The organism is Pseudomonas sp. MDT1-17, from assembly GCF_054898105.1.
Map to the genome: position 1 here is coordinate 2,469,025 of NZ_JBUBVM010000001.1, position 21,504 is coordinate 2,490,528.

The 21,504-nt window shown below is 59.9% G+C and carries 15 protein-coding genes; 6 read left to right on the forward strand and 9 right to left on the reverse strand.

Annotated elements, in window-relative coordinates; genetic code table 11:
• From ACYZTX_RS11455 to ACYZTX_RS11465, 3 genes are all read left to right on the forward strand, one after another.
• Window positions 1–825, forward strand: a complete 825-nt coding sequence (locus tag ACYZTX_RS11455) for a mechanosensitive ion channel family protein (RefSeq protein WP_008027407.1) — start codon at window positions 1–3, stop codon at window positions 823–825.
• An 87-nt stretch (window positions 826–912) separates the two neighbouring features.
• The gene (sigX, locus tag ACYZTX_RS11460; RefSeq protein ID WP_282378716.1) at window positions 913–1,503 is read left to right on the forward strand and encodes an RNA polymerase sigma factor SigX; all 591 of its coding nucleotides are present in this window, start codon (window positions 913–915) and stop codon (window positions 1,501–1,503) included.
• A gap of 107 nt (window positions 1,504–1,610) precedes the next feature.
• Window positions 1,611–2,645: an OmpA family protein gene (locus ACYZTX_RS11465; RefSeq protein WP_462034137.1), complete on the forward strand. Its 1,035-nt coding sequence runs from the start codon at window positions 1,611–1,613 to the stop codon at window positions 2,643–2,645.
• A gap of 112 nt (window positions 2,646–2,757) precedes the next feature.
• Here ACYZTX_RS11465 and cobA read toward each other — a convergent pair whose 3' ends face one another.
• The 8 genes from cobA to ACYZTX_RS11505 form a co-directional block, all read right to left on the reverse strand.
• Window positions 2,758–3,531: a uroporphyrinogen-III C-methyltransferase gene (gene cobA, locus ACYZTX_RS11470; RefSeq protein WP_462034138.1), complete on the reverse strand. Its 774-nt coding sequence runs from the start codon at window positions 3,529–3,531 to the stop codon at window positions 2,758–2,760.
• Between the two features lie 10 nt (window positions 3,532–3,541).
• A complete protein-coding gene (locus ACYZTX_RS11475; RefSeq protein ID WP_462034139.1) occupies window positions 3,542–6,259 on the reverse strand; it encodes a nitrate reductase in 2,718 nt (905 codons plus the stop codon).
• Complete coding sequence (gene nirD, locus ACYZTX_RS11480; protein ID WP_007902067.1) at window positions 6,259–6,576, reverse strand: nitrite reductase small subunit NirD; 318 nt, start codon at window positions 6,574–6,576, stop codon at window positions 6,259–6,261. Before nirD ends, ACYZTX_RS11475 begins: the two co-directional genes overlap by 1 nt.
• On the reverse strand, window positions 6,573–9,041 hold the full coding sequence (gene nirB / locus ACYZTX_RS11485) for a nitrite reductase large subunit NirB (RefSeq protein ID WP_462034140.1): 2,469 nt from the start codon (window positions 9,039–9,041) through the stop codon (window positions 6,573–6,575). Before nirB ends, nirD begins: the two co-directional genes overlap by 4 nt.
• 293 nt (window positions 9,042–9,334) lie before the next feature.
• A complete protein-coding gene (locus ACYZTX_RS11490; RefSeq protein ID WP_462034141.1) occupies window positions 9,335–11,002 on the reverse strand; it encodes a protein kinase domain-containing protein in 1,668 nt (555 codons plus the stop codon).
• Window positions 11,003–11,009: 7 nt separating this feature from the next.
• Window positions 11,010–12,221, reverse strand: coding sequence for a nitrate/nitrite transporter (locus ACYZTX_RS11495; protein ID WP_462034142.1), 1,212 nt, complete (start codon window positions 12,219–12,221; stop codon window positions 11,010–11,012).
• A gap of 338 nt (window positions 12,222–12,559) precedes the next feature.
• Complete coding sequence (locus tag ACYZTX_RS11500) at window positions 12,560–13,135, reverse strand: ANTAR domain-containing response regulator (protein WP_008146285.1); 576 nt, start codon at window positions 13,133–13,135, stop codon at window positions 12,560–12,562.
• Window positions 13,136–13,150: 15 nt separating this feature from the next.
• Window positions 13,151–14,362, reverse strand: coding sequence for a CmpA/NrtA family ABC transporter substrate-binding protein (locus ACYZTX_RS11505; RefSeq protein WP_462034143.1), 1,212 nt, complete (start codon window positions 14,360–14,362; stop codon window positions 13,151–13,153).
• A gap of 228 nt (window positions 14,363–14,590) precedes the next feature.
• Between ACYZTX_RS11505 and ACYZTX_RS11510 the strand changes: the two genes are divergently transcribed.
• Window positions 14,591–15,610, forward strand: coding sequence for a quinone-dependent dihydroorotate dehydrogenase (locus ACYZTX_RS11510; protein ID WP_462034144.1), 1,020 nt, complete (start codon window positions 14,591–14,593; stop codon window positions 15,608–15,610).
• A gap of 249 nt (window positions 15,611–15,859) precedes the next feature.
• Here ACYZTX_RS11510 and rmf read toward each other — a convergent pair whose 3' ends face one another.
• Entirely contained in the window at window positions 15,860–16,075 is a 216-nt protein-coding gene (gene rmf / locus ACYZTX_RS11515; RefSeq protein ID WP_003223300.1) for a ribosome modulation factor, read from the reverse strand.
• A gap of 529 nt (window positions 16,076–16,604) precedes the next feature.
• On the opposite strand from rmf, the gene rlmKL reads away from it, so the two are divergent.
• Together rlmKL and ACYZTX_RS11525 are read left to right on the forward strand one after the other, a co-directional pair.
• Window positions 16,605–18,875 (forward strand): bifunctional 23S rRNA (guanine(2069)-N(7))-methyltransferase RlmK/23S rRNA (guanine(2445)-N(2))-methyltransferase RlmL, encoded by a 2,271-nt coding sequence (rlmKL, locus tag ACYZTX_RS11520; protein ID WP_462034145.1) that lies wholly within the window; start codon window positions 16,605–16,607, stop codon window positions 18,873–18,875.
• Between the two features lie 141 nt (window positions 18,876–19,016).
• A complete protein-coding gene (locus tag ACYZTX_RS11525; RefSeq protein WP_462034146.1) occupies window positions 19,017–21,416 on the forward strand; it encodes a sensor domain-containing diguanylate cyclase in 2,400 nt (799 codons plus the stop codon).
• The last annotated feature ends 88 nt before the right edge of the window (window positions 21,417–21,504 follow it).

Here is a 21,504-nt window from a genome sequence, read left to right on the forward strand (position 1 = left end):
ATGGAACTTGATCTCTGGACTCAGAGCCTCGTCACTGCAATGACTGCGTTATGGACCAAGGTTGCAAATTTCATCCCGAACCTGTTCGGTGCACTGGTTGTGTTGCTGTTGGGTTTCGTCGTGGCGAAACTTTTGGATACTTTGTTGTCCAAGTTGCTCGCCAAGCTGGGGCTCGATCGCTTGATGGGTGGTACCGGTCTGACTAAATTGCTGTCCCGGGCTGGCCTTCAAGTGCCGATCTCGACCTTGATCGGCAAGATCGTGTATTGGTTCGTTTTGCTGATTTTTCTGGTTTCTGCCGCAGAATCCCTTGGACTTGAGCGAGTTTCGGCTACGCTTGACATGCTTGCGCTGTATTTGCCGAAAGTATTCGGCGCCGCGCTGGTGCTGCTGGTGGGTGTATTGCTCGCGCAACTGGCCAATGGGCTGGTGCGGGGTGCGGCAGAGGGTGTAGGGCTGGATTACGCTGCGGGCCTGGGGCGAATTGCCCAGGGCCTGGTGATTATCATCAGTATTTCGGTCGCAATCAGCCAGTTGGAGGTCAAGACTGACCTGCTCAACCATGTGATTGTGATCGTTTTGATTACCGTTGGTCTGGCGGTTGCGCTGGCCATGGGGTTGGGAAGCCGGGAAATTGCCGGTCAGATTCTTGCGGGAATCTATGTGCGTGAGTTGTATCAGGTTGGGCAACAAGTGCGTGTTGGCGAGGTCGAAGGTCAGATCGAAGAGATCGGCACGGTTAAAACCACATTGCTGACCGATGAAGGTGAGCTAGTCTCTCTCTCCAATCGGATTCTCCTGGAGCAGCATGTGAGTAGCCGCTAACCCGGCAAACCCTGCTAATGTATGCCGCCGCAAAGTGCCCTGAAGGCGCTTCGGCGGACATTGACCTGACTGTCGGCCCGACTTGTTTTGAATAAAGCTCAATCGCTGTCCACGCGCTACGACCCCCGCGAGCTCTCTGATGAGGAGTTGGTCGCGCGCTCGCATACCGAGCTGTTTCACGTAACGCGCGCCTATGAAGAACTGATGCGGCGTTACCAGCGAACATTATTTAACGTCTGTGCGCGATATCTTGGGAACGATCGTGATGCAGACGATGTCTGTCAGGAAGTGATGTTGAAGGTGCTGTATGGCCTGAAGAACTTCGAGGGTAAATCGAAGTTCAAGACGTGGCTGTATAGCATCACGTACAACGAGTGCATCACGCAGTATCGAAAAGAACGGCGAAAGCGTCGCTTGATGGATGCTTTGAGTCTGGACCCCCTCGAGGAAGCGTCTGAAGAAAAGGCGCCGAAACCCGAGGAAACGGGTGGACTTGATCGCTGGTTGGTGTATGTGAACCCGATTGACCGTGAAATTCTGGTGCTACGATTTGTCGCAGAGCTGGAGTTTCAGGAGATCGCAGACATCATGCACATGGGTTTGAGTGCAACAAAAATGCGGTACAAACGCGCTCTAGATAAATTGCGTGAGAAATTTGCAGGCATTGCTGAAACTTAGTTCGGCGCAAATATCTCTTACGTGTAGGCAAGTTCTGATAGACTTGCCGCCGAGTTGTCCCCCGGTTTGCGGGACTGCTTCACAATCACCAGATGGGGATTTAACGGATGAAACTGAAAAACACCTTGGGCTTGGCCATTGGTTCTTTGATTGCCGCCACTTCTTTCGGCGCTCTGGCACAAGGCCAAGGCGCAGTTGAAATCGAAGGCTTCGCAAAGAAAGAACAATTCGACAGCGCTCATAACTTCAAGAACAACGGCAACCTGTTCGGTGGTTCGGTTGGTTACTTCCTGACCGACGACGTTGAACTGCGTCTGGCTTACGACGAAGTGCATAACGTTCGTTCCGACGACGGTCGTAACATCAAGGGCGCTAACACCGCTCTGGACGCTCTGTACCACTTCAACAACCCGGGCGACATGCTGCGTCCGTACGTTTCGGCTGGTTTCTCCGATCAAAGCATCGGTCAGAACGGCTCCGGCGGTCGTGACCGTTCCACCTTCGCCAACGTTGGCGGCGGTGCGAAGTTGTACTTCACCGAGAACTTCTACGCCCGTGCTGGCGTTGAAGCTCAGTACAACATCGACCAGGGCGACACCGAGTGGGCTCCAAGCGTCGGTATCGGTGTGAACTTCGGTGGCGGCTCCAAGCCTGCTGCTGCTCCAGTTCCAGCACCAGCTGAAGTCTGCTCCGACAGCGACAACGATGGCGTGTGCGACAACGTTGACAAGTGCCCGGACACCCCAGCCAACGTAACTGTTGACGCTGATGGCTGCCCAGCAGTTGCTGAAGTTGTTCGTGTTGAGCTGGACGTGAAATTCGACTTCGACAAGTCGGTAGTCAAGCCTAACAGCTACGGCGACATCAAAAACCTCGCTGACTTCATGAAGCAGTACCCATCCACCAGCACTACTGTTGAAGGTCACACTGACTCCGTCGGTCCTGACGCTTACAACCAGAAACTGTCCGAGCGTCGTGCAAACGCCGTTAAGCAAGTTCTGACCAACCAGTACGGTGTTGAATCGACCCGCGTTCAGTCTGTTGGCTACGGCGAATCCCGCCCAGTTGCTGACAACGCAACTAAAGCTGGCCAAGCTGTAAACCGTCGCGTAGAAGCGTCGGTAGAAGCTAACGCTAAGTAATTAGCTTGCAGCTTTGAAAAGCCCGGCTTAGGCCGGGCTTTTCTTTGTCTGCGATTTAGGTTTCAGTGAGGGTTTGGCGGTGTTCCGAAAAGATTGCAGCCTGCGGCAGCTCCTACCGGACTGCGCCGATGTGTCGATCCACTGTAGGAGCTGCCGAAGGCTGCGATCTTTTGATCTCATCACATCCCGCCACAGCACCGATGATCAGGATTGCCGGACTCTTCAACTCAAAGGCGTAGGCATCTTCTTCCATCGCTGTCAGAGCGCTCCGACATTGCCGTTGGTGTGGCAGGGAAGCATTTTCAATCATCGCCACCGGTGTATCCGCCGCCATTCCGCCGGCCAGCAGCTGCTCACGAATCTCGCTCAGTTTTGCTACACCCATGTACACCACCAGCGTCGTGCCACCTTGCGCCAAGGCTTGCCAGTTCAAGCTGCTGCCATCCTGAGTGTGGGCGGTGACCAGCGTCACGCCTCGCGCGACGCCACGCAGGGTCAACGGAATGTCACATTGCGTTGCGCCGGCAAGCCCGGCCGTGATGCCGTTGACCAACTCAACCTCGACGCCGCGTTCGCGCAGCCACTGCGCCTCTTCACCGCCACGGCCGAAAATGCACGGATCACCGCCCTTGAGCCGCACCACGCATTTACCGTGGCGGGTATATCGCAGCATCAGGCGATGAATGAATGCCTGAGGTGTGGAGCGGCAGCCGCCGCGCTTGCCCACGGGAATAATCCGCGCCTGTGGACAATGCTCCAGCACCGCGTCGTTAACCAGGTCATCGATCAGCACCACATCTGCTTCTCTCAACGCTCGCACAGCCTTGAGGGTCAACAATTCCGGATCGCCAGGACCCGCACCCACCAGCCAGACTTTTGCGCTCATAGTGTTCTCCTCACGAGATGACGGCGATCGGCTGCGCAGTGGCCGCCAGCAAACGCTTGATTTCCGGGACGCAGGAGCCGCATTGCGTGCCGCAGCCCAATTCTTGTTTCAAACCCTGCAGATCCAGGCCGCGGCTAATGCCCGCGCAGACCGCGCTCTGGCTGACGTTTTTGCAATTGCACAGGGTTTTGTTACCGACCGCCGGCGTATTGGCGTTGCCCGGTGGTGCGCTCAGCGGTGCCAGCAACCAGCGGCGCAGTTGTTCATCGGCGCGACCTTCGAGCCACAGACTTTGCAGCCAGTGTTGGGCGAGGGTTTCGCCGGCCAGACGAATCGCGGTGATTCGACCGTTCTCGATCCGCACGCGTTTGCCGATGGAGCGTCGTGGGTCGTCGTAAGCCAAAACCGGGCCGTCGTTGAGCCCCAGGCATTGATCGATATCACGCAACAGTTGCGGATCTGGCGCGCCGGCGCTGGCAGCGCGTATCAGCAGCGCGGGGCGTTCACGGCCAGCGAGGCTGAGGCTGACGTAGGAAAACGCCTCACAGAGCGGTCGTAGCGTCTCAAAATGCTGTTGAGCATCGCCCTCTATCAGGGCGAAAAGGTTCCACGGCAGTTGCACAGGTTCGAGGCGCACGCCGCTGTGCTTGAGTTCGGGTTGTTTCGACAACGGGTCGAAAGCCGGTTGGGTGAGTGCATTCACGCCACCCTTGAGGAAGCGGTCACCCCAATGCATGGGGAGAAAGGCCTGGCCCGGGCGCACGCTGTCGTCGCTGCCGACGGCAACAATCACCGCGCCACGACGACTCTTCAGGCTGACCAGGTCGCCCGATTGCAGCCGATGCCGACGCAGTTCATCCGGGTGCAAACTCAACACGGCTTCGCTGACGTGGCCGAATAGCTGCGCGGCGGTGCCGGTGCGGCTCATGCCGTGCCATTGATCCCGCAGGCGGCCGGTGATCAGGGTCAGCGGGAAGCGCGCATCGCGTTGTTCCTTGGCGGCGCGATACGGGTCGGCCACGAATTGCGCACGTCCACTGGCCGTCGGGAAAATCCCGTCCAGGTACAGCCGAGCTGTGCCTTCACTGGCACCCTCGGGGAAGGGCCATTGCTGCGGGCCGAGGCGGTCGATCAGCTCGTGGCTGATGCCGGACAAGTCCAGGTCACGCCCGCGGGTCAGTTGTTTGTACTCATCGAAGACGTGCGCCGGGGTTTCAAAGGTAAACAGGCTGGTTTGCTCAGGACGCAGATGTTTTTCCAGGCGTTGTGCGAAATCGACGGTGATAGCCCAGTCGGGGCGGGCTTCGCCCGGTGCGACGATGGCTCGACGAACGTGGGAAATGCGCCGCTCGGAGTTCGTCACCGTGCCGTCCTTTTCGCCCCAACTGGCGGCAGGCAACAGCAGATCAGCGAATGCAGCGGTTTCGGTGGTGCGGAAGGCTTCCTGCAACACCACGAACGGGCAGGCTTGCAGTGCCGCGCGCACGGCGGTTTGATCCGGCATTGACTGCGCGGGGTTGGTGCAAGCGATCCACAGCGCCTTGATTTTCCCGCTACGCACCTGCTCGAACAGTTCAATGGCGGTCAGGCCGGTGTTCTCGGGGAGTTGTTCTACGCCCCAATAGGCGGCCACTTCCGCGCGATGTTCAGCATTGGCTGCTTCGCGATGGCCTGGCAGCAGGTTCGACAAACTGCCGGTTTCCCGCCCCCCCATGGCATTCGGCTGACCGGTCAGCGAGAAAGGTCCGGCGCCGGGGCGGCCGATTTGCCCGGTGGCCAGGTGCAGGTTGATCAGCGCGCTGTTCTTCGCGCTGCCGACGGTGGACTGATTCAGTCCCATGCACCACAGCGACAGAAAACTCGGTGAAGTGCCGATCCATTCCGCGCATTGCTGCAGTTGCTCGATGCTGATCCCGCAGAGCTGCGAAACCATTGTCGGGGTGTAATCACGCACAAGGTTTTTCAGCTCGGCCAAGCCTTCGGTGTGGGCCTTGATGAAGTCGCGGTCGACCCAGTCTTCCCACAACAGCAGGTGCAAAATCCCATGGAACAACGCGACATCGGTACCCGGCAGAATCGCCAGGTGCAGGTCAGCCAAATCGCAGGTGTCGGTACGACGCGGGTCGATGACGATGACTTTCATCTGCGGCCGACGGGATTTCGCTTCCTCCAGCCGACGGAAAAGTATCGGGTGGGCGTAGGCCATGTTACTGCCGACGATCATCACGCAATCACTCAGTTCCAGGTCTTCGTAGCTGCACGGCGGTGCGTCAGCCCCCAGGCTGCGCTTGTAGCCGACCACAGCCGACGACATACACAGGCGCGAATTGCTGTCGATGTTGTTGGTGCCCACCAGCGCTCGCGCCAGTTTGTTGAAGGCGTAGTAATCCTCGGTCAGCAATTGCCCGGAGATATAGAACGCCACGCTGTCCGGGCCGTGTTCGGCGATGGTTTCGGCAAAAACGCTGGCGGCGTGATCGAGGGCGGTGTCCCAGTCGGTGCGGCTGCGGGCGATGCCTTTACCCAGGCGCAGTTCGGGATACAACGCCCGGGCCGCCAGGTCGCCGGTCAGGTGCAATGTAGAGCCTTTGCTGCACAGTTTGCCGAAGTTGGCCGGGTGGGCCGGATCGCCGCTGACGCCGAGAATGCGCTCGCCGTCATGCTCGATCAGCACGCCGCAGCCGACCCCGCAGTAGCAGCAGGTGGAAGCGGTGCTCTGGCGGTTCATCAGCTTGCTTCCCGCAGAGCCAGCAGCACCCGGCCATTTTCGACCCGTGCTGAATGGTGGTGAGCGCAACCGATGTCCGGGGCCTGTGCTTCGCCGGTCTCCAGGTCGATCTGCCAATTATGCAGCGGGCAGGCGACCCGTTTGCCGTAAATCAAACCCTGGGACAGCGGACCACCCTTGTGCGGGCAGCGGTCGTCGAGTGCGAAAACCTCATCGTCGCTCGTACGAAAAATCGCGATGTCGCCTTTCGGGCCCGCGATGATCCGCGAGCCAAGGGTGTTGATCTCTTCCAGTGCGCAGATATCCAGCCAGTTCATGCCGGCACCTCCAGATTCTTCACCGCAATGACGTCGAATTCTTTTTTCAGCAGCGGCTGCGCAAGGCGTTCCTTCCACGGATCCTGTTCGAACGACAGGGAAAATTGCAGGCGATCGTTGAGTGCCTTGCGTCGCTCCGGGTCTTCCAGCACGGCTTTCTTAATGTGTTCCATGCCGACCCGTTGCAGGTAGTGCACGGTGCGCTCGAGGTAGAAGGCTTCTTCGCGATACAGCTGCAGGAACGCACCGTTGTATTCGCGCACTTCTTCGGCGGTCTTCAGTTTGACGAAGAACTCCGCGACTTCGGTTTTGATCCCGCCGTTGCCGCCGATGTACATCTCCCAGCCGGAATCCACGCCGATAATTCCGACGTCCTTGATGCCCGCTTCCGAACAGTTGCGTGGGCAACCGGAGACGGCCAGTTTCACTTTGTGCGGCGACCACATGTTGAACAGGTCGTGCTCAAGCTCGATGCCCAGTTGTGTGGAGTTCTGGGTACCGAAGCGGCAGAACTCACTGCCCACGCAAGTCTTCACGGTGCGGATGGATTTGCCGTAGGCGTGGCCAGATGGCATGTCGAGATCCTTCCAGACGCCCGGCAGGTCCTGCTTCTTGATCCCCAGCAAATCGATACGCTGGCCGCCGGTCACCTTGACCATGGGCACGTTGTATTTGTCGGCCACGTCGGCAATGCGCCGCAGTTCCGAGGGATTGGTCACACCGCCCCACATCCGTGGGACTACAGAGTAAGTACCGTCTTTCTGAATGTTGGCGTGGGCCCGTTCGTTGATCAGGCGCGATTGCGGGTCGTCCTTGGCTTCTCCCGGCCAGGTGGAAATCAGGTAATAGTTGAGCGCCGGGCGGCACGTGGCGCAGCCGTTCGGGGTGCGCCAGTTCAGGTAGTTCAGGGTGCCAGCGATGGTCAGCAAATGCTGCTCGCGGATGGCCTGGCGGATTTGCCCGTGGTTCAGGTCGCTGCAACCGCAGATGGCTTTTTCGCTTTTCGGTTTAACGTCCGCCGCGCCGCCCACGGTGTTGATCAGAATCTGTTCCACCAGCCCTGCGCAGGAACCGCAGGAGCTGGCCGCCTTGGTGTGTTTCTTGACGTCGTCGACGCTGAACAATCCGTGTTCCTGAATCGCCTTGACGATGGTGCCTTTGCACACGCCGTTGCAGCCGCAGACTTCGGCGGTGTCGGCCATGCTCATGGCTTTGTCCTGGCCTTGATGTCCTACGTCGCCCAAGGCCAGCTCCATGGATGAAGAGCCGCCGAACATCAGGTGATCGCGGATCTGCGCGATGTCGTGATTCTCACGGATCTGCCGGAAATACCAGCCACCGTCTGCCGTATCGCCGTACAGACAGGCCCCGACCAGCACGTCATCCTTGATCACCAGTTTTTTGTAGATTCCACCGATCGGGTCGGAGAGGGTGATGGTTTCGGTGCCTTCGCCGCCCATGAAGTCGCCAGCGGAGAACAGGTCGATGCCGGTGACTTTCAATTTGGTCGACGTCACCGAGCCCTTGTAGGTGGCGAAGCCCAGTTGGGCGAGGTGGTTGGCGCAGACCTTGGCCTGTTCGAACAGTGGCGCCACCAGGCCGTAGGCGATGCCGCGGTGGCTGGCGCATTCGCCGATGGCGTAGATGCGGGGGTCGTAGGTTTGCAGGGTGTCGTTGACCAGAATCCCGCGGTTGCAAGGGATGCCGGATTTTTCCGCGAGTTCGGTGTTGGGGCGAATGCCGGCGGCCATCACCACCAGGTCGGCGGGGATGATGTCGCCATTCTTGAACTCAACCGAGCCGACCCGGCCATTGCCGGCATCGTGCAGGGCCTGGGTTTGCTCGCAAAGACGAAAGTGCAGGCCGCGGGCTTCCAGGGCGGTTTGCAGCAACTGGCCGCTGGTTTTGTCCAGTTGCCGTTCCAGCAGCCACTCACCGATATGCACCACGGTGACGTGCATACCGCGCAGCATCAGGCCGTTGGCGGCTTCCAGACCGAGCAGGCCGCCACCGATCACAACGGCGTGCTTATGGGTTTTCGCCGTGTTGATCATGGCCTGGGTGTCGGCGATGTCGCGGTAGCCGATCACGCCGTGCAAAGTGTTGCCGGGGATCGGCAGGATGAACGGGGTCGAACCGGTGGCGATCAGCAGGCGATCGTATTCAGCCTCGGTGCCGTCTTCGGCGATCACGCGGCGTTTGATCCGGTCGATCTCAATCACTTTGCGGTTGAGCAGCAATTTGATGTTGTTGTCCAGGTACCAGTCGAGATCGTTGAGCACGATCTCTTCAAACGTCTGCTCGCCGGCCAGCACGGGAGACAGCAGGATGCGGTTGTAGTTGGTATGGGGTTCGGCGCCGAAGACCGTGATGTCGTACAGCTCATTGCTCAGCTTGAGCAACTCTTCCAGGGTGCGAACCCCGGCCATGCCGTTGCCGATCATCACCAGTTTTAGTTTTTTCATCAGGTTCTCCGGGGAGCTCAGACCCGCCTCATCAGGGCTGTCAGGTCTTGCTCGACACATTTTGCGCAAACAAAAAAAGGCGTCCCGCTAGTTGCCTAGCGAGGACGCCTTTGTCCTGGTCCCGTTCTCTCGGGAAGCGCATCCTTCGTCGTTGAAGGCTGGGCTTTATAGTTGATGAGAGAGGTAATGCAGTGGTTGTGCCAAGTTCTTCAGGGGCCCGGATTTGTTGGGTTTTGGCGCGGTCTCAAATCGAAGGGTGTGATTTATTGCACCGAATCAAAGCGCCTTGCCCATTAATGGAGCGCCACAACCAGCAGCACCAGATTCACCAGCAATGACGCCAGCGCCAAGGTCCGCCAGACCTTCAATGGCTCGCGCTCAAGCAACGGTCTGGGTCGCACGCTCAAGCTGTGTCGCTCACCCTGTTCCAGCAGCAGCAACCATTCTTCCGCCGTTTCAAATCGCTGACCCGGATCCACCGCCACGGCGCGCTCCAGACTTTGCGCGATCCATTCCGGCAGGTCGGGTCGATAGCGACTGGCACTGACAGGAATTCCGAACCGGGGGCGCTGGAAAGCTTCGATTTCGCCGTAGGGATAATGCCCGGTGAGCAGGAAGTACAAGGTCACGCCGACGGCATACAGGTCCTGTTGCGGTGTCGGTGTTTCCCCGCGAAAGGCTTCCGGCGCGATATAGCTGGGCGTTCCGGGCAGGGCAGAAGGCTGATCTTCGGACAGGCCGGGGCAGTAGGCGAGGCCGAAGTCCAGTAGGCGTAATTCGCCGTCGTCCCCCAGCAGCAGGTTCTCCGGTTTGATATCGCGATGGAGAATCTGCCGTCTATGCAGCATGCCAACCGCTCGCAACAGGCGTTCGGCCAGATCCTGCCATTGGGGCAGAGGCAGCGGTCCGACATCTGCGTGCAACGCAGCCAACGTAGATCCGGAATATTCGCGCATCACGTAGTACAAATGCTGACGCTGACTGGCGGCATGGACTTCAGGGAAATGCCGGCCGGCCACGCGTTTGAGAAACCATTCTTCCGACAGCAATGCTTGCCCGGCCAAGTGATCGTCGCGCAGCGCACCGGGCAAGGTTTTCAGCAGCCAGGGTTGTTGTTGCCCGTCGCGTACCCGATAGAGCAACGACTGCTGGCTCTGAGCGAGTATGCCTTCGACTTGCCAACCCTCGAACGTCTGACCCGGTTTCAGTGCTGGCGGCAGCGGCCATTGCTGCAAATGAATCAACGCATCGCCGATACTCGTTTCACCGAGGGCATCGACCCGCACCAGCAAGGCGCTGGCGTTATCCTGGCTGCCGGCCAGATGCGCCGCGTTGACCAAGGTCTGCGCCGCGCTGTTCAGATCTGGCTGATCGCGCAGAATCGCGGCAATCGCGGTGTCGCCCAGCACGGCCCAGATGCCGTCGCTGAGCAGCACGAAGCTCTCATTAAGGCGCAGTTCGCCATCGAGAAAATCCAGCACCAAATGCTGATCGAGCCCGAGCGCCCGCTTGAGCACATGCTGCATGCCCGGTTGGTCCCAGACGTGATCCTCGCTGACCCGCTGCAACTGATCGGCGTGCCAGCGATAAACCCGGCAATCGCCGACATGGGCCAGGGTAAAACGCCTACCGCGCATGACCAAAGCACTGACAGTGGTCAGTAGCGGTTGCCCACCGCCGTTGGCCTGTAGCCAGCGATTTTGCGCCAGTAGCAGGCGATCCAGCGCTTGAGCGACGCCCCAGGTTTCCGGTGTGGCGTAGTAATCCAGCGCCAGGGCCTGCAACGTCGAGCGGGCGGCGAGGCCACCGTCGGCGCACTGGCTGACGCCATCGGCGATGGCGAAGAGGTAACCCTTGCTCGCTGCCAGCGCCGGGGCCGGGGTCACCAGGCGCAGGGCGTCCTGATTCTCCTCGCGAGGGCCGATGGCGCTGGCTTCGGCAAAACTCAGTTGCAGGCTCATTCAGCCCTCACACCCGGGCAGCGGTGACGGCAGCCGAACCCCAAGTGGTTCTCCAGCGACGTTTTACGCCGTGCAGACCGAACCAGGCGAGGACGCCGAGGCTGGCGAACAACCACAGCGCCAACTGATAGCTGCCAGTGCTTTGCTTGATCGCGCCCATGCCTGCCGCGAGGGCGAAACCACCAATGCCGCCGGCCATGCCGATCAGTCCGGTCATTACGCCGATCTCCCGACGAAAACGCTGCGGAACCAACTGGAATACCGCGCCGTTACCCGCACCCAAACCGAGCATGGTGCACACGAAAAGTGCCAATGCTGCGTAGGAACTCGGCAAGTTGAAACCGACCGCGGCGATGCAGACTGCCGCCACCGTGTACATCCCCAATAGCGTGCGAATCCCGCCGAAGCGATCTGCCAGAGCGCCGCCCAACGGACGCATCAAACTGCCGCCGAACACGCAGGCTGCGGTGTAATAGCCGGCGGTCACCGGGCTGAGGCCATATTGGTCGTTGAAATAGCCGGGCAGAGCGCTGGCCAGGCCGATGAAGCCGCCGAAGGTCACGCTGTAGAAAAACATGAACCACCAGCTGTCGCGGTCGCCCAAGGCCTTGAAGTAGTCGGACATGGACTTGGCTTTCGGCCGCTCAGGCGCGTTTTTGGCCAGCCAGGCGAAGACGATGATGGTCAGAATCAGCGGGATCAGGGCGAAGCCGAACACGTTGCTCCAACCAAATGCAGCGGCCAGTACCGGGGCGATCAGTGCCGCGAGTACGGTGCCCGAGTTACCAGCACCGGCGATGCCCAAGGCTTTGCCTTGGTGTTTTGGCGGATACCATTGTGACGCCAGCGGCAGGGCGACGGCGAAGGACGCGCCGGCCATGCCGAGGAACAGGCCCAGCAGCAGCGCTTGCTCGTAGCTGTGAATGCCGTGTTTCCAAGCGACGAACAGGGCGCAGATGACGATCACCTGGCCAATCAGCCCGGCGGTTTTTGGCGACAGGCGATCAGCCAGCAAGCCCATTACAAAGCGCAATACGGCCCCGGCCAGAATTGGCGTGGCCACCACCAGCCCGCGCTGTTGGGTGGTCAGGTGCAAGTCGGCGGCGATTTGCACCGCCAGTGGGCCGAGCACGTACCAAACCATGAAGCTCAGGTCGAAATAGAGGAAGGCCGCGAACAATGTCGGGGTATGGCCGGATTTCCAGAAGCTTGAATTCATCGCGCACCTCAGCTGTTAGGAGTCTCGAGAAGGAGTCATGAGCTTGCAGGTGGGGCGCCGCATCGGCCGCACCACCGGCCCCGGTCTCTGGGGCCAAAACAAAAAAACGCCGCCACCGGATTCGCCATGGGCAAATGAGGTGAGCGACGTCTTTGTCGTAGGTGGGGCAACCGCCGTTGGTTACCTGTAGCGATTACTTAGCGAGATCTGTGCCAACAGGCGAAAACCGAGTTGCGGCCATTCGCGAGCAAGCCCGCTCCCACATGGATCTTTGGTGTACACAAAACCTGTGGGAGCGGGCTTGCTCGCGAAGGGGCCTTCAACGGCACCACAAAACCTCAGCCGAGCAACTCGCTCATCGCGATGATCTGTTCCGCCACCTGAATCAGCTTCTGCTGCCGACTCATCGCCTGGCGGCGCATCAGGGTGTAGGCCTCTTCCTCGTTGCAGTCCTTCATTTTCATCAACAGCCCTTTGGCCAGCTCGATGCGCTTGCGCTCGGCCAGTTGCTGGTCGCGGGCGTTGAGTTGGGCGCGCAGGGCCTGGTCGCTTTCAAAGCGTGCCATGGCGACGTCGAGAATCGGCTGCAAGCGCTGTGCGTGGATGCCTTCGACGATGTAGGCACTGACCCCGGACTTGATCGCCTGACGCATCACATCGGGGTCATGTTCATCGGTAAACATCACAATCGGCCGCGGTTGGTCGCGGCTCACCAGCACCACTTGCTCCATCACATCGCGGCTCGGTGACTCGGTATCGATCAAAATCACATCCGGACGCACCGTTTCGACGCGTGCAGGCAGGTCGATGGTCAGGCCCGACTCGTCGATCACCTCGAACCCGGCTTCGGTCAGCGCCGCCTTCAGGCGACCGACTTTCTTCGCGGTGTCGTTGATCAGCAGGATACGCAACATATTCGCAGTCTCCTGTCAGCGGCTGGCGAGAAGGGGCGAGCTGTCGCTCATGGCGTGCAGCTTGAAACTGCGGGCATAGCCGGTGGGGTCCGAGCCGTCCCAGACCTTGCCGTCGATCAACTGGCTGCTGCGCATTGCCTGATCGGGGGTGGCGACACCCACCGCCGTGGCGGCCTCTCGATACAAGTCTAGTTGCTGGACCTGACGGGCCACGCCGAGGTAGTCCGGGTCATCGCGCAACAAACCCCAGCGGCGGAACTGGGTCATGAACCACATGCCGTCGGACAAATAAGGCAGGTTGACCTCGCCGTCCGCATGGAAACGCAGGGAGTGCGGATCCTGCCAACGATTACCGAGGCCATCGGCGTAGTCACCGAGCAGCCTCGGCGCGATGCAGTCGAGTGGCGCGTCGAGGTATTCGGGCGCACTCAACAGCTTCGCAGTGCTGCAGCGATTTTCCGTGCTTTGTTCGATGAAGCGGCTGGCTTCGAGGATCGCCATCACCAGCGCCCGGGCGGTGTTGGGGTATTGCTCGACAAACGCGCGGGTGCAACCGAGGACCTTTTCCGGATGATTGGGCCAGATGGTCTGGGTGGTGGCCATCGTGAACCCCAGGTTCTGCTGCACCGCACTGGCGGACCATGGCTCGCCGACGCAGAAGCCATTAATGCGTCCGGCTTGCAGGTGCGCGACCATTTGCGGCGGCGGCACCACCACGCTGTTGACGTCCTGCAGCGGATGGATACCCTGACTCGCGAGCCAGTAATACAGCCACATGGCGTGAGTGCCCGTAGGAAATGTCTGGGCGAATGTGAGTTTTGGGCGACTTTGGTGCACGTGGCGGTCGAGTGCTTCAGGACTGGTCACGCCCAGGGCCTGTAAGCCATGGGAGAGATTGATGCTTTGGCCATTCTGATTCAGGCCCATCAGCACCGCCATGTCGGTCGACGCGACACCGCCGATGCCCAAATGCACGGCGTAGATCAAACCGTACAGGCTATGGGCGGCGTCGAGTTCGCCACTGACCAGTTTGTCCCGCAGGTTGGCCCAGGACGACTGACGCTTGAGATTCAGGGTCAGGCCATAAGGTTGGGCGAAGCCCTGCGTGGCGGCGACCACCACGGAGGCGCAGTCACTCAGGGCCATGAAGCCGAGGTTGATTTCGGTCTTTTCCGGGGCATCGCTGCCGTTGACCCAGGCCAGAGGGCCCGCTGTGGTTTCATTCATGGCTAAACACCTTCCAAAAAAAAGCGTCGTCCCAGTCCCTCGCGCAAGCAAAGCCAGGTGACGACGCCATTGTCCTTCCACTCATCCCGCCGTTGGCATGAGTGCATATGCCTGTGACGGTGCAAGGCATATGCCATCGCTCACTGATTTTGTCGCGCGCCTCGCCTGCAACCTCGATGCCCGGCTATAATCGCCGCCACTTTTCGTAGCCCAGAGTCAAACCCGCCCATGTACACCCTGGCCCGTCAGCTGTTGTTCAAACTTTCCCCGGAAACCTCCCACGATCTGTCCCTGGACCTGATCGGCGCGGGCGGGCGTTTGGGCCTTAACGGCTTGCTGTGCAAGGCGCCGGCGAAAATGCCGGTGACCGTCATGGGCCTGGATTTCCCGAACCCGGTAGGTCTGGCGGCCGGTCTGGACAAGAACGGCGCGGCCATCGACGGTTTTGCGCAACTGGGTTTTGGTTTTGTCGAAATCGGCACCATCACCCCGCGTCCGCAACCAGGCAACCCCAAGCCACGAATTTTCCGTCTGCCGGATGCCGAGGCGATCATCAACCGCATGGGGTTCAACAACCTCGGCGTCGATCACCTGCTGGCCCGAGTGGCGGCGGCCAAGTACAAGGGCGTGCTGGGTATCAATATCGGCAAAAACTTCGATACCCCGGTTGAGCGGGCGGTCGACGACTACCTGATCTGTCTGGACAAGGTCTACGCCCACGCCAGCTACGTGACGGTCAACGTCAGCTCGCCGAATACCCCGGGCCTGCGTAGCCTGCAGTTCGGCGATTCGCTGAAGCAATTGTTGGCGGACCTGGCTACGCGCCGCGCTGAACTGGCGCTGCGCCACGGCAAACATGTCCCACTGGCGATCAAGATAGCGCCGGACATGACCGACGAAGAAACCGCTGAGGTCGCGCAAGCTCTGATCGAAACCGGGATGGACGCGGTGATCGCCACCAATACCACATTGAGCCGCGTCGGCGTTGAAGGCATGCAGCACGGCGAGGAGGCGGGCGGTCTGTCCGGCGCGCCGGTTCGCGACAAGAGCACTCACACCGTGAAGGTGCTGGCGGCCGAGTTGGCCGGTCGCTTGCCGATCATCGCCGTGGGCGGCATTACCGAAGGCAAGCACGCGGCTGAGAAAATCGCTGCGGGGGCGAGCCTGGTGCAGCTCTATTCCGGCTTCATCTATAAAGGGCCGGCGTTGATTCGTGAATCCGTAGACGCCATCGCAGCATTGCGCTAACCCCTGTGGGAGCGGGCTTGCTCGCGAAAGCGATTTAACCTTCAAAGATGATGCTGACTGAAACAACGCTTTCGCGAGCAAGCCCGCTCCCACAGGGAATGTGTTTGCAGCTCGAGGTGAGTTTTTGCAGGCATAAAAAAGGGCTCCTCGAAGGAGCCCCTGGGCCGAAGCCCGCCGCCCGGATGGGGCGTGCGTGGTTAAGTCATTCAGTCATCAGATTGTCGTGTCGGAGTGTGTTAAGCCCTGTAATTAGCCGACGGCGTGAAGTTCGTTGAGTCTATGGATTCCCGCAGTGCCGGTCATACCGTCCCAGTTGTCGCCGCGTCCTTCTCGCCAGCCGTTAATCCAGGCTTGGCGTACCGACGGTAGAGTAAATGGGCAAAGCTCACGGGATTTGCCACCAACGCCATATTGATATCCGCGCAAAAATGCTCTTTCCAACGGATCACGCTTAAGTCTTCTCATAGGGTGTTGCCCTCACTTGTTGACTGTATTTATCGCGTCGACCTCAATTGAGGTCTGGCAGAAAAACTCCTGCCGTTGGGGCTCGCTGCCGGCGTCGCGAGCCAAGGTGTTGACGTCATTGCGGCGTCAACCTGTGTTGAGTTCTAACCAATGCGTCACATCGAGGGAATGATCGTTTTGTCATAAGGACGTAACTATTAAGGTGGTATGGCCATAAGTAACACGATGTTGTCCCGTGTTTATTGACAAAACCCCGGTATGATCGGCCCTGCGCTGCATGATGGATTAAATACCTAAGTGAGAATGCCTCCTGTTGAGCAGGGGAACTATTCGACGAAGGGTCGACTTATGACATTTTGTTGCATCAACTTTTTTATCTGCCTTTGCATCTAAGCTCTTTTAACCCGAGCAGCAAGGGTGGAACGGCACACCTTCGTGCCACGCGGGCGCTCTTTTAGAAAAGCGCCTGATTGAAAACCGGGCCGGCAATGCGTTGTCGGTTCACTTAGCCAAAGGCTCTGAAATTCCAATGTCCGATCAATTCGAAATCTTCCTCACTTGCCCAAAAGGCCTTGAAGGCCTGCTCATCGAGGAAGCCGTCGGGCTTGGCCTTGAAGAAGCGCGTGAGCACACCTCTGCCGTGCGCGGCATGGCAACCATGGAAACCGCTTATCGCCTGTGCCTGTGGTCGCGTCTGGCGAACCGGGTGCTGCTGGTGCTCAAGCGTTTCCCGATGAAAGACGCTGAAGACCTCTATCACGGCGTGCTCGATATCGAGTGGCAAGACCACATGCTCAATGACGGAACCCTGGCCGTCGAGTTCAGCGGTCACGGCTCGGGCATCGACAACACCCATTTCGGTGCCTTGAAGGTCAAGGACGCCATCGTCGACAAACTGCGCACACCGCAGGGCGACCGTCCCTCCATCGACAAGCTCAACCCGGACCTGCGCATTCACCTGCGCCTGGATCGCGGCGAAGCGATTCTCTCCCTCGACCTCTCCGGCCACAGCCTGCATCAGCGCGGCTATCGCTTGCAGCAGGGCGCGGCGCCGCTGAAGGAAAACCTCGCGGCAGCGATCCTGATCCGTTCCGGCTGGCCTCGCATTGCGGCCGATGGCGGCGCGCTGGCTGACCCGATGTGCGGTGTCGGTACGTTCCTGGTGGAAGCGGCGATGATCGCCGCCGACATGGCGCCGAACCTGCGCCGCGAGCAGTGGGGCTTCACCGCCTGGCTCGGTCACGTCCCGGCGCTGTGGAAAAAACTCCACGAAGAAGCCACCGAGCGTTGCGCCGCCGGCCTGGCCAAGCCACCGCTGTGGATTCGCGGTTACGAAGCCGATCCGCGCCTGATTCAACCGGGCCGCAACAACGTTGAACGTGCCGGCCTGAGCGAGTGGATCAAGATCTACCAGGGCGAAGTTGGCACGTTTGAGCCACGTCCGGACCAGAACCAGAAAGGTCTGGTGATCTGCAACCCGCCGTACGGCGAGCGTCTGGGTGACGAAGCGAGCTTGCTCTATCTCTACCAGAACCTCGGCGAACGTCTGCGTCAGGCCTGCTTGAACTGGGAAGCGGCGGTATTCACCGGCGCCCCGGACTTGGGCAAGCGCATGGGCATCCGCAGCCACAAACAGTATTCGTTCTGGAACGGCGCCTTGCCGTGCAAATTGCTGCTGATCAAAGTCACGCCGGACCAGTTCGTCACCGGCGAGCGTCGCACTCCGGAACAGCGTCAGGTCGAGCGCGAGCAAGCCGAAGTCGAAGTCGCCGACAACGATGTGGCACCGGGCAAGTACGAGAAGTACAACAAGAACGGTAATCCGATCAAACCGGCACCGGTGGTAATCGAGCAGCCGCGCTTGAGCGAAGGCGGGCAGATGTTTGCCAACCGTCTGCAAAAGAACCTCAAGGCCCTCGGCAAGTGGGTCAAGCGTGAAGGCATCGACTGCTACCGCGTCTACGATGCCGACATGCCGGAGTACTCCATGGCCATCGACCTGTATCAGGATTGGGTGCATGTCCAGGAATACGCCGCGCCGAAATCCATCGATCCGGAAAAAGCCTCGGCGCGTATGTTCGATGCCCTGGCCGCGATTCCGCAGGCCCTGAATATCGACAAGAGTCGCGTGGTGGTCAAGCGTCGCGAGCGTCAGAGCGGCACCAAACAGTACGAACGCCAAGCGGCACAGGGCAAGTTCGTCGAGGTCAACGAAGGTGGCGTGAAGCTGCTGGTGAACCTCACGGATTACCTCGACACCGGGTTGTTCCTCGACCACCGGCCGATGCGCATGCGCATCCAGAAAGAGGCCGAAGGTAAGCGCTTCCTCAACCTGTATAGCTACACCGCGACCGCCAGTGTTCACGCAGCCAAGGGCGGCGCACGCAGCACCACCAGCGTCGACTTGTCGAAAACCTATCTGGACTGGGCGCGTCGCAACCTGTCGCTGAACGGTTTCTCTGACAAGAACCGTCTGGAGCAGGGCGATGTAATGGCCTGGCTCGACGCCTGCCGTGACGAGTACGACCTGATCTTCATCGATCCGCCGACCTTCTCCAACTCCAAGCGTATGGAAGGGATCTTCGACGTGCAGCGCGACCAGGTGCAATTGATCGATCTGGCCATGGCGCGTTTGGCACCGGGCGGCGTGTTGTACTTCTCCAACAACTTCCGCAAGTTCCAGCTCGAGGAAAACCTCACCGAGCGTTACGCGGTCGAGGAAATCACCGCCCAGACCATCGATCCGGATTTCGCCCGTAATGGCAAAATCCACCGTGCCTGGAAAATCACGGCCCGTTGACACTTCCTGCATTGGATCCACAGAGCCTTGATTTTCAAAGGCTCTTGGCTTCTTTCTGTACTGGTCAAATTGATGGCTAATAGCTATAACTCAACGCATGGCCAATGGGCTTTCCCGCACCTGGCGTTTTGAGTTGCGTCTATGTCGTTGCACGCCGTGCGCCCGAAGATCCTGGGTTTTATCAGTGAAGATGCTTCGGCCTGGTTGGTCACGCTGCTGGTATTGGTCGTCGGCGCAATTCTCACGGGATTGCTGGCGTGGTCGACGCTGAATCTGTTTCACCATCAATTGCGGCAACGTTTCCAACTGCTGGCCAGTGAACGTTACAGCCGTATCGAAGAACGTTTCGAAGATCAGGAGCAGCGCCTCGATGGCCTGCGCCGGTTCTTTGCCAATTCCGATTCGGTCTCCCGCGAGGAGTTCGACGGTTACACCCAACCGCTGCTGCACCGGACTCAGGCCTATACCTTCGCCAAACGGATAACCCGCGCCGAACGAGCGGAATTTGAACGCCAGGTGCGTGCACAGGGTTTACCCGACTTCACCCTGCGGGAACTCAATGCCGACGGCCAGCTGCAACTGGCGGCCGAACGGAATGAGTACGTGGCGGTGCTTTATAGCCAGACCCAAAGCAAGCTTGGCTCACCACTGGGCTATGACTTGTTGGTTCAACCCTTGCGCCGTTCCACCCTTGAACGGGCAGATCAGCATGGCGGCATGGCGGTATCGCAGCCGATGCATCTGGTCAATATCGAGCCGGCCTATGCGCGTGGCGTGCTGCTGGTCGCGCCGGTGCTGCTGCGCAATAACCCGGCAACGACGGAGTTGAAACCGTTCGGTTATGTCATGGCCGTGATCAGCATGCGCCAGTTGCTCGCGGACGGGCTGCCGGAGGCGGGCCGTGACTACCTATCGGTGCGCATCCTCGACTTATCCACAGACGATCAGCACGAAGTGCTTTATGAGTCCCCCAATACGCCGGCCCGCAGTGAGTTGGCCGCGACCCGGCTGCTGCGGCTTGCGGACCATGACTATCAAGTCGACATCAAGCCCAGCGATGCCTTCCTGAAAGCCAACCACTCTCCAGTGACCAGCCTAATGGTGCTTGGTGGCTTGCTCAGTCTGTTGCTCAGTGCCTTGCTCTATGTGCTGGTCAGTCAGCGTCAACGGGCGCTGAAAATGGTCGAGCAACGAACCCAGGAACTGCGCGCCCGCGAGCAGGAGTTGCGCGGCACCCATGGCCAGTTGCGCGGCGTGCTGAATGCCGCGACCCAGGTGGCGATCATCGCCACTGACTTGCGCGGGGTCATCAGCACCTTTAATGCCGGTGCAGAGCACATGCTCGGCTACACCAATGCTGAGGTGGTGGGCCACATGACCCTGGAGAACCTGCACCTGCCCCGGGAGCTCCTCGCCCGCTCGGCGGAGTTGAGTGCGCGCTATGGCAAGCCGATTCCGACCTGTCAGGCGATGTTGGTCGAGGGCGGCGAGGAGGGCGGTCACGAAGCGCGGGAATGGACGCTGCTACGTAGCGACGGCAGCCATTTGACGGTGAACATGCTCGCGACCCCGGTACTCGACGAGCAAGACCTGTGGGTCGGGCACTTGGCGATCTGTATCGACATCACCGAGCGCAAGCGGGTCCACGAGGCCCTGGCGGCACGGGACTTGTTGCTGAAGAAACTCAGCGCTCATGTGCCCGGCGGGATCTACCAGTTCAAGATGGAGTTCGATGGGCGCTTCAGCGTGATCTACGCCAGCGACGGCATTCGCGAGATCTACGAACTTGAGCCGGATGTGCTGTTGCTCAACGCCGAAGCGATTTTCACGCGGATTCATCCGCAGGACACCACCCGAGTTCGCGCCTCGATCCGGGCGTCGGCGGACACCCTCAGCCCTTGGCGCGAGGAATACCGCGTGCTGCTGCCCCTGCGCGGCCTGCGCTGGGTTCGTGGCGAGGCGACGCCGGAGGAACTGCCCGGTGGCGGCGTGCTCTGGCATGGCTACATCTCGGACATCTCCGACCTCAAGCGGGTGCAAGAAGAATTGCGCGCGCTGTCGATCACTGACTCGCTGACCGGGATCCACAACCGCCGCTATTTCCAGGAACGCCTGACCACCGAAATGGCCCGGGTCGAGCGCGGTGGCGGCGAACTGTCAGTGATCATGCTCGATATCGACCACTTCAAACGTATCAATGACCAGCATGGCCACGCTGTCGGCGATCGGGTGTTACAGATTGTGTGCGAACGTATCGGCCATCGGCTGCGGCGCACCGACGTGTTCTGTCGCCTGGGTGGCGAGGAGTTCATGGTGCTTTGCCCGGACATCAACGGCGAGCATGCGAATGTCCTGGCCTTGCAGCTATGGCAAGGGTTGCGCAGTTCGCCGATCGAAGGCGTCGGGACAGTGACCGCAAGTTTCGGGATTGCCAGTTGGCGAGTCGGGGAGGGCGCGGATGCGCTGCTGCTGCGGGCGGATTCGGGGGTGTATGCGGCGAAACAGGCGGGACGGGATCGGGTAGAAGGGGAGATGAACTAGGCGATTCTGCGGTGAATTGAAAAGATCGCAGCCTTCGGCAGCTCCTACGGGGTCATGTGTACACCTGTAGGAGCTGCCGAAGGCTGCG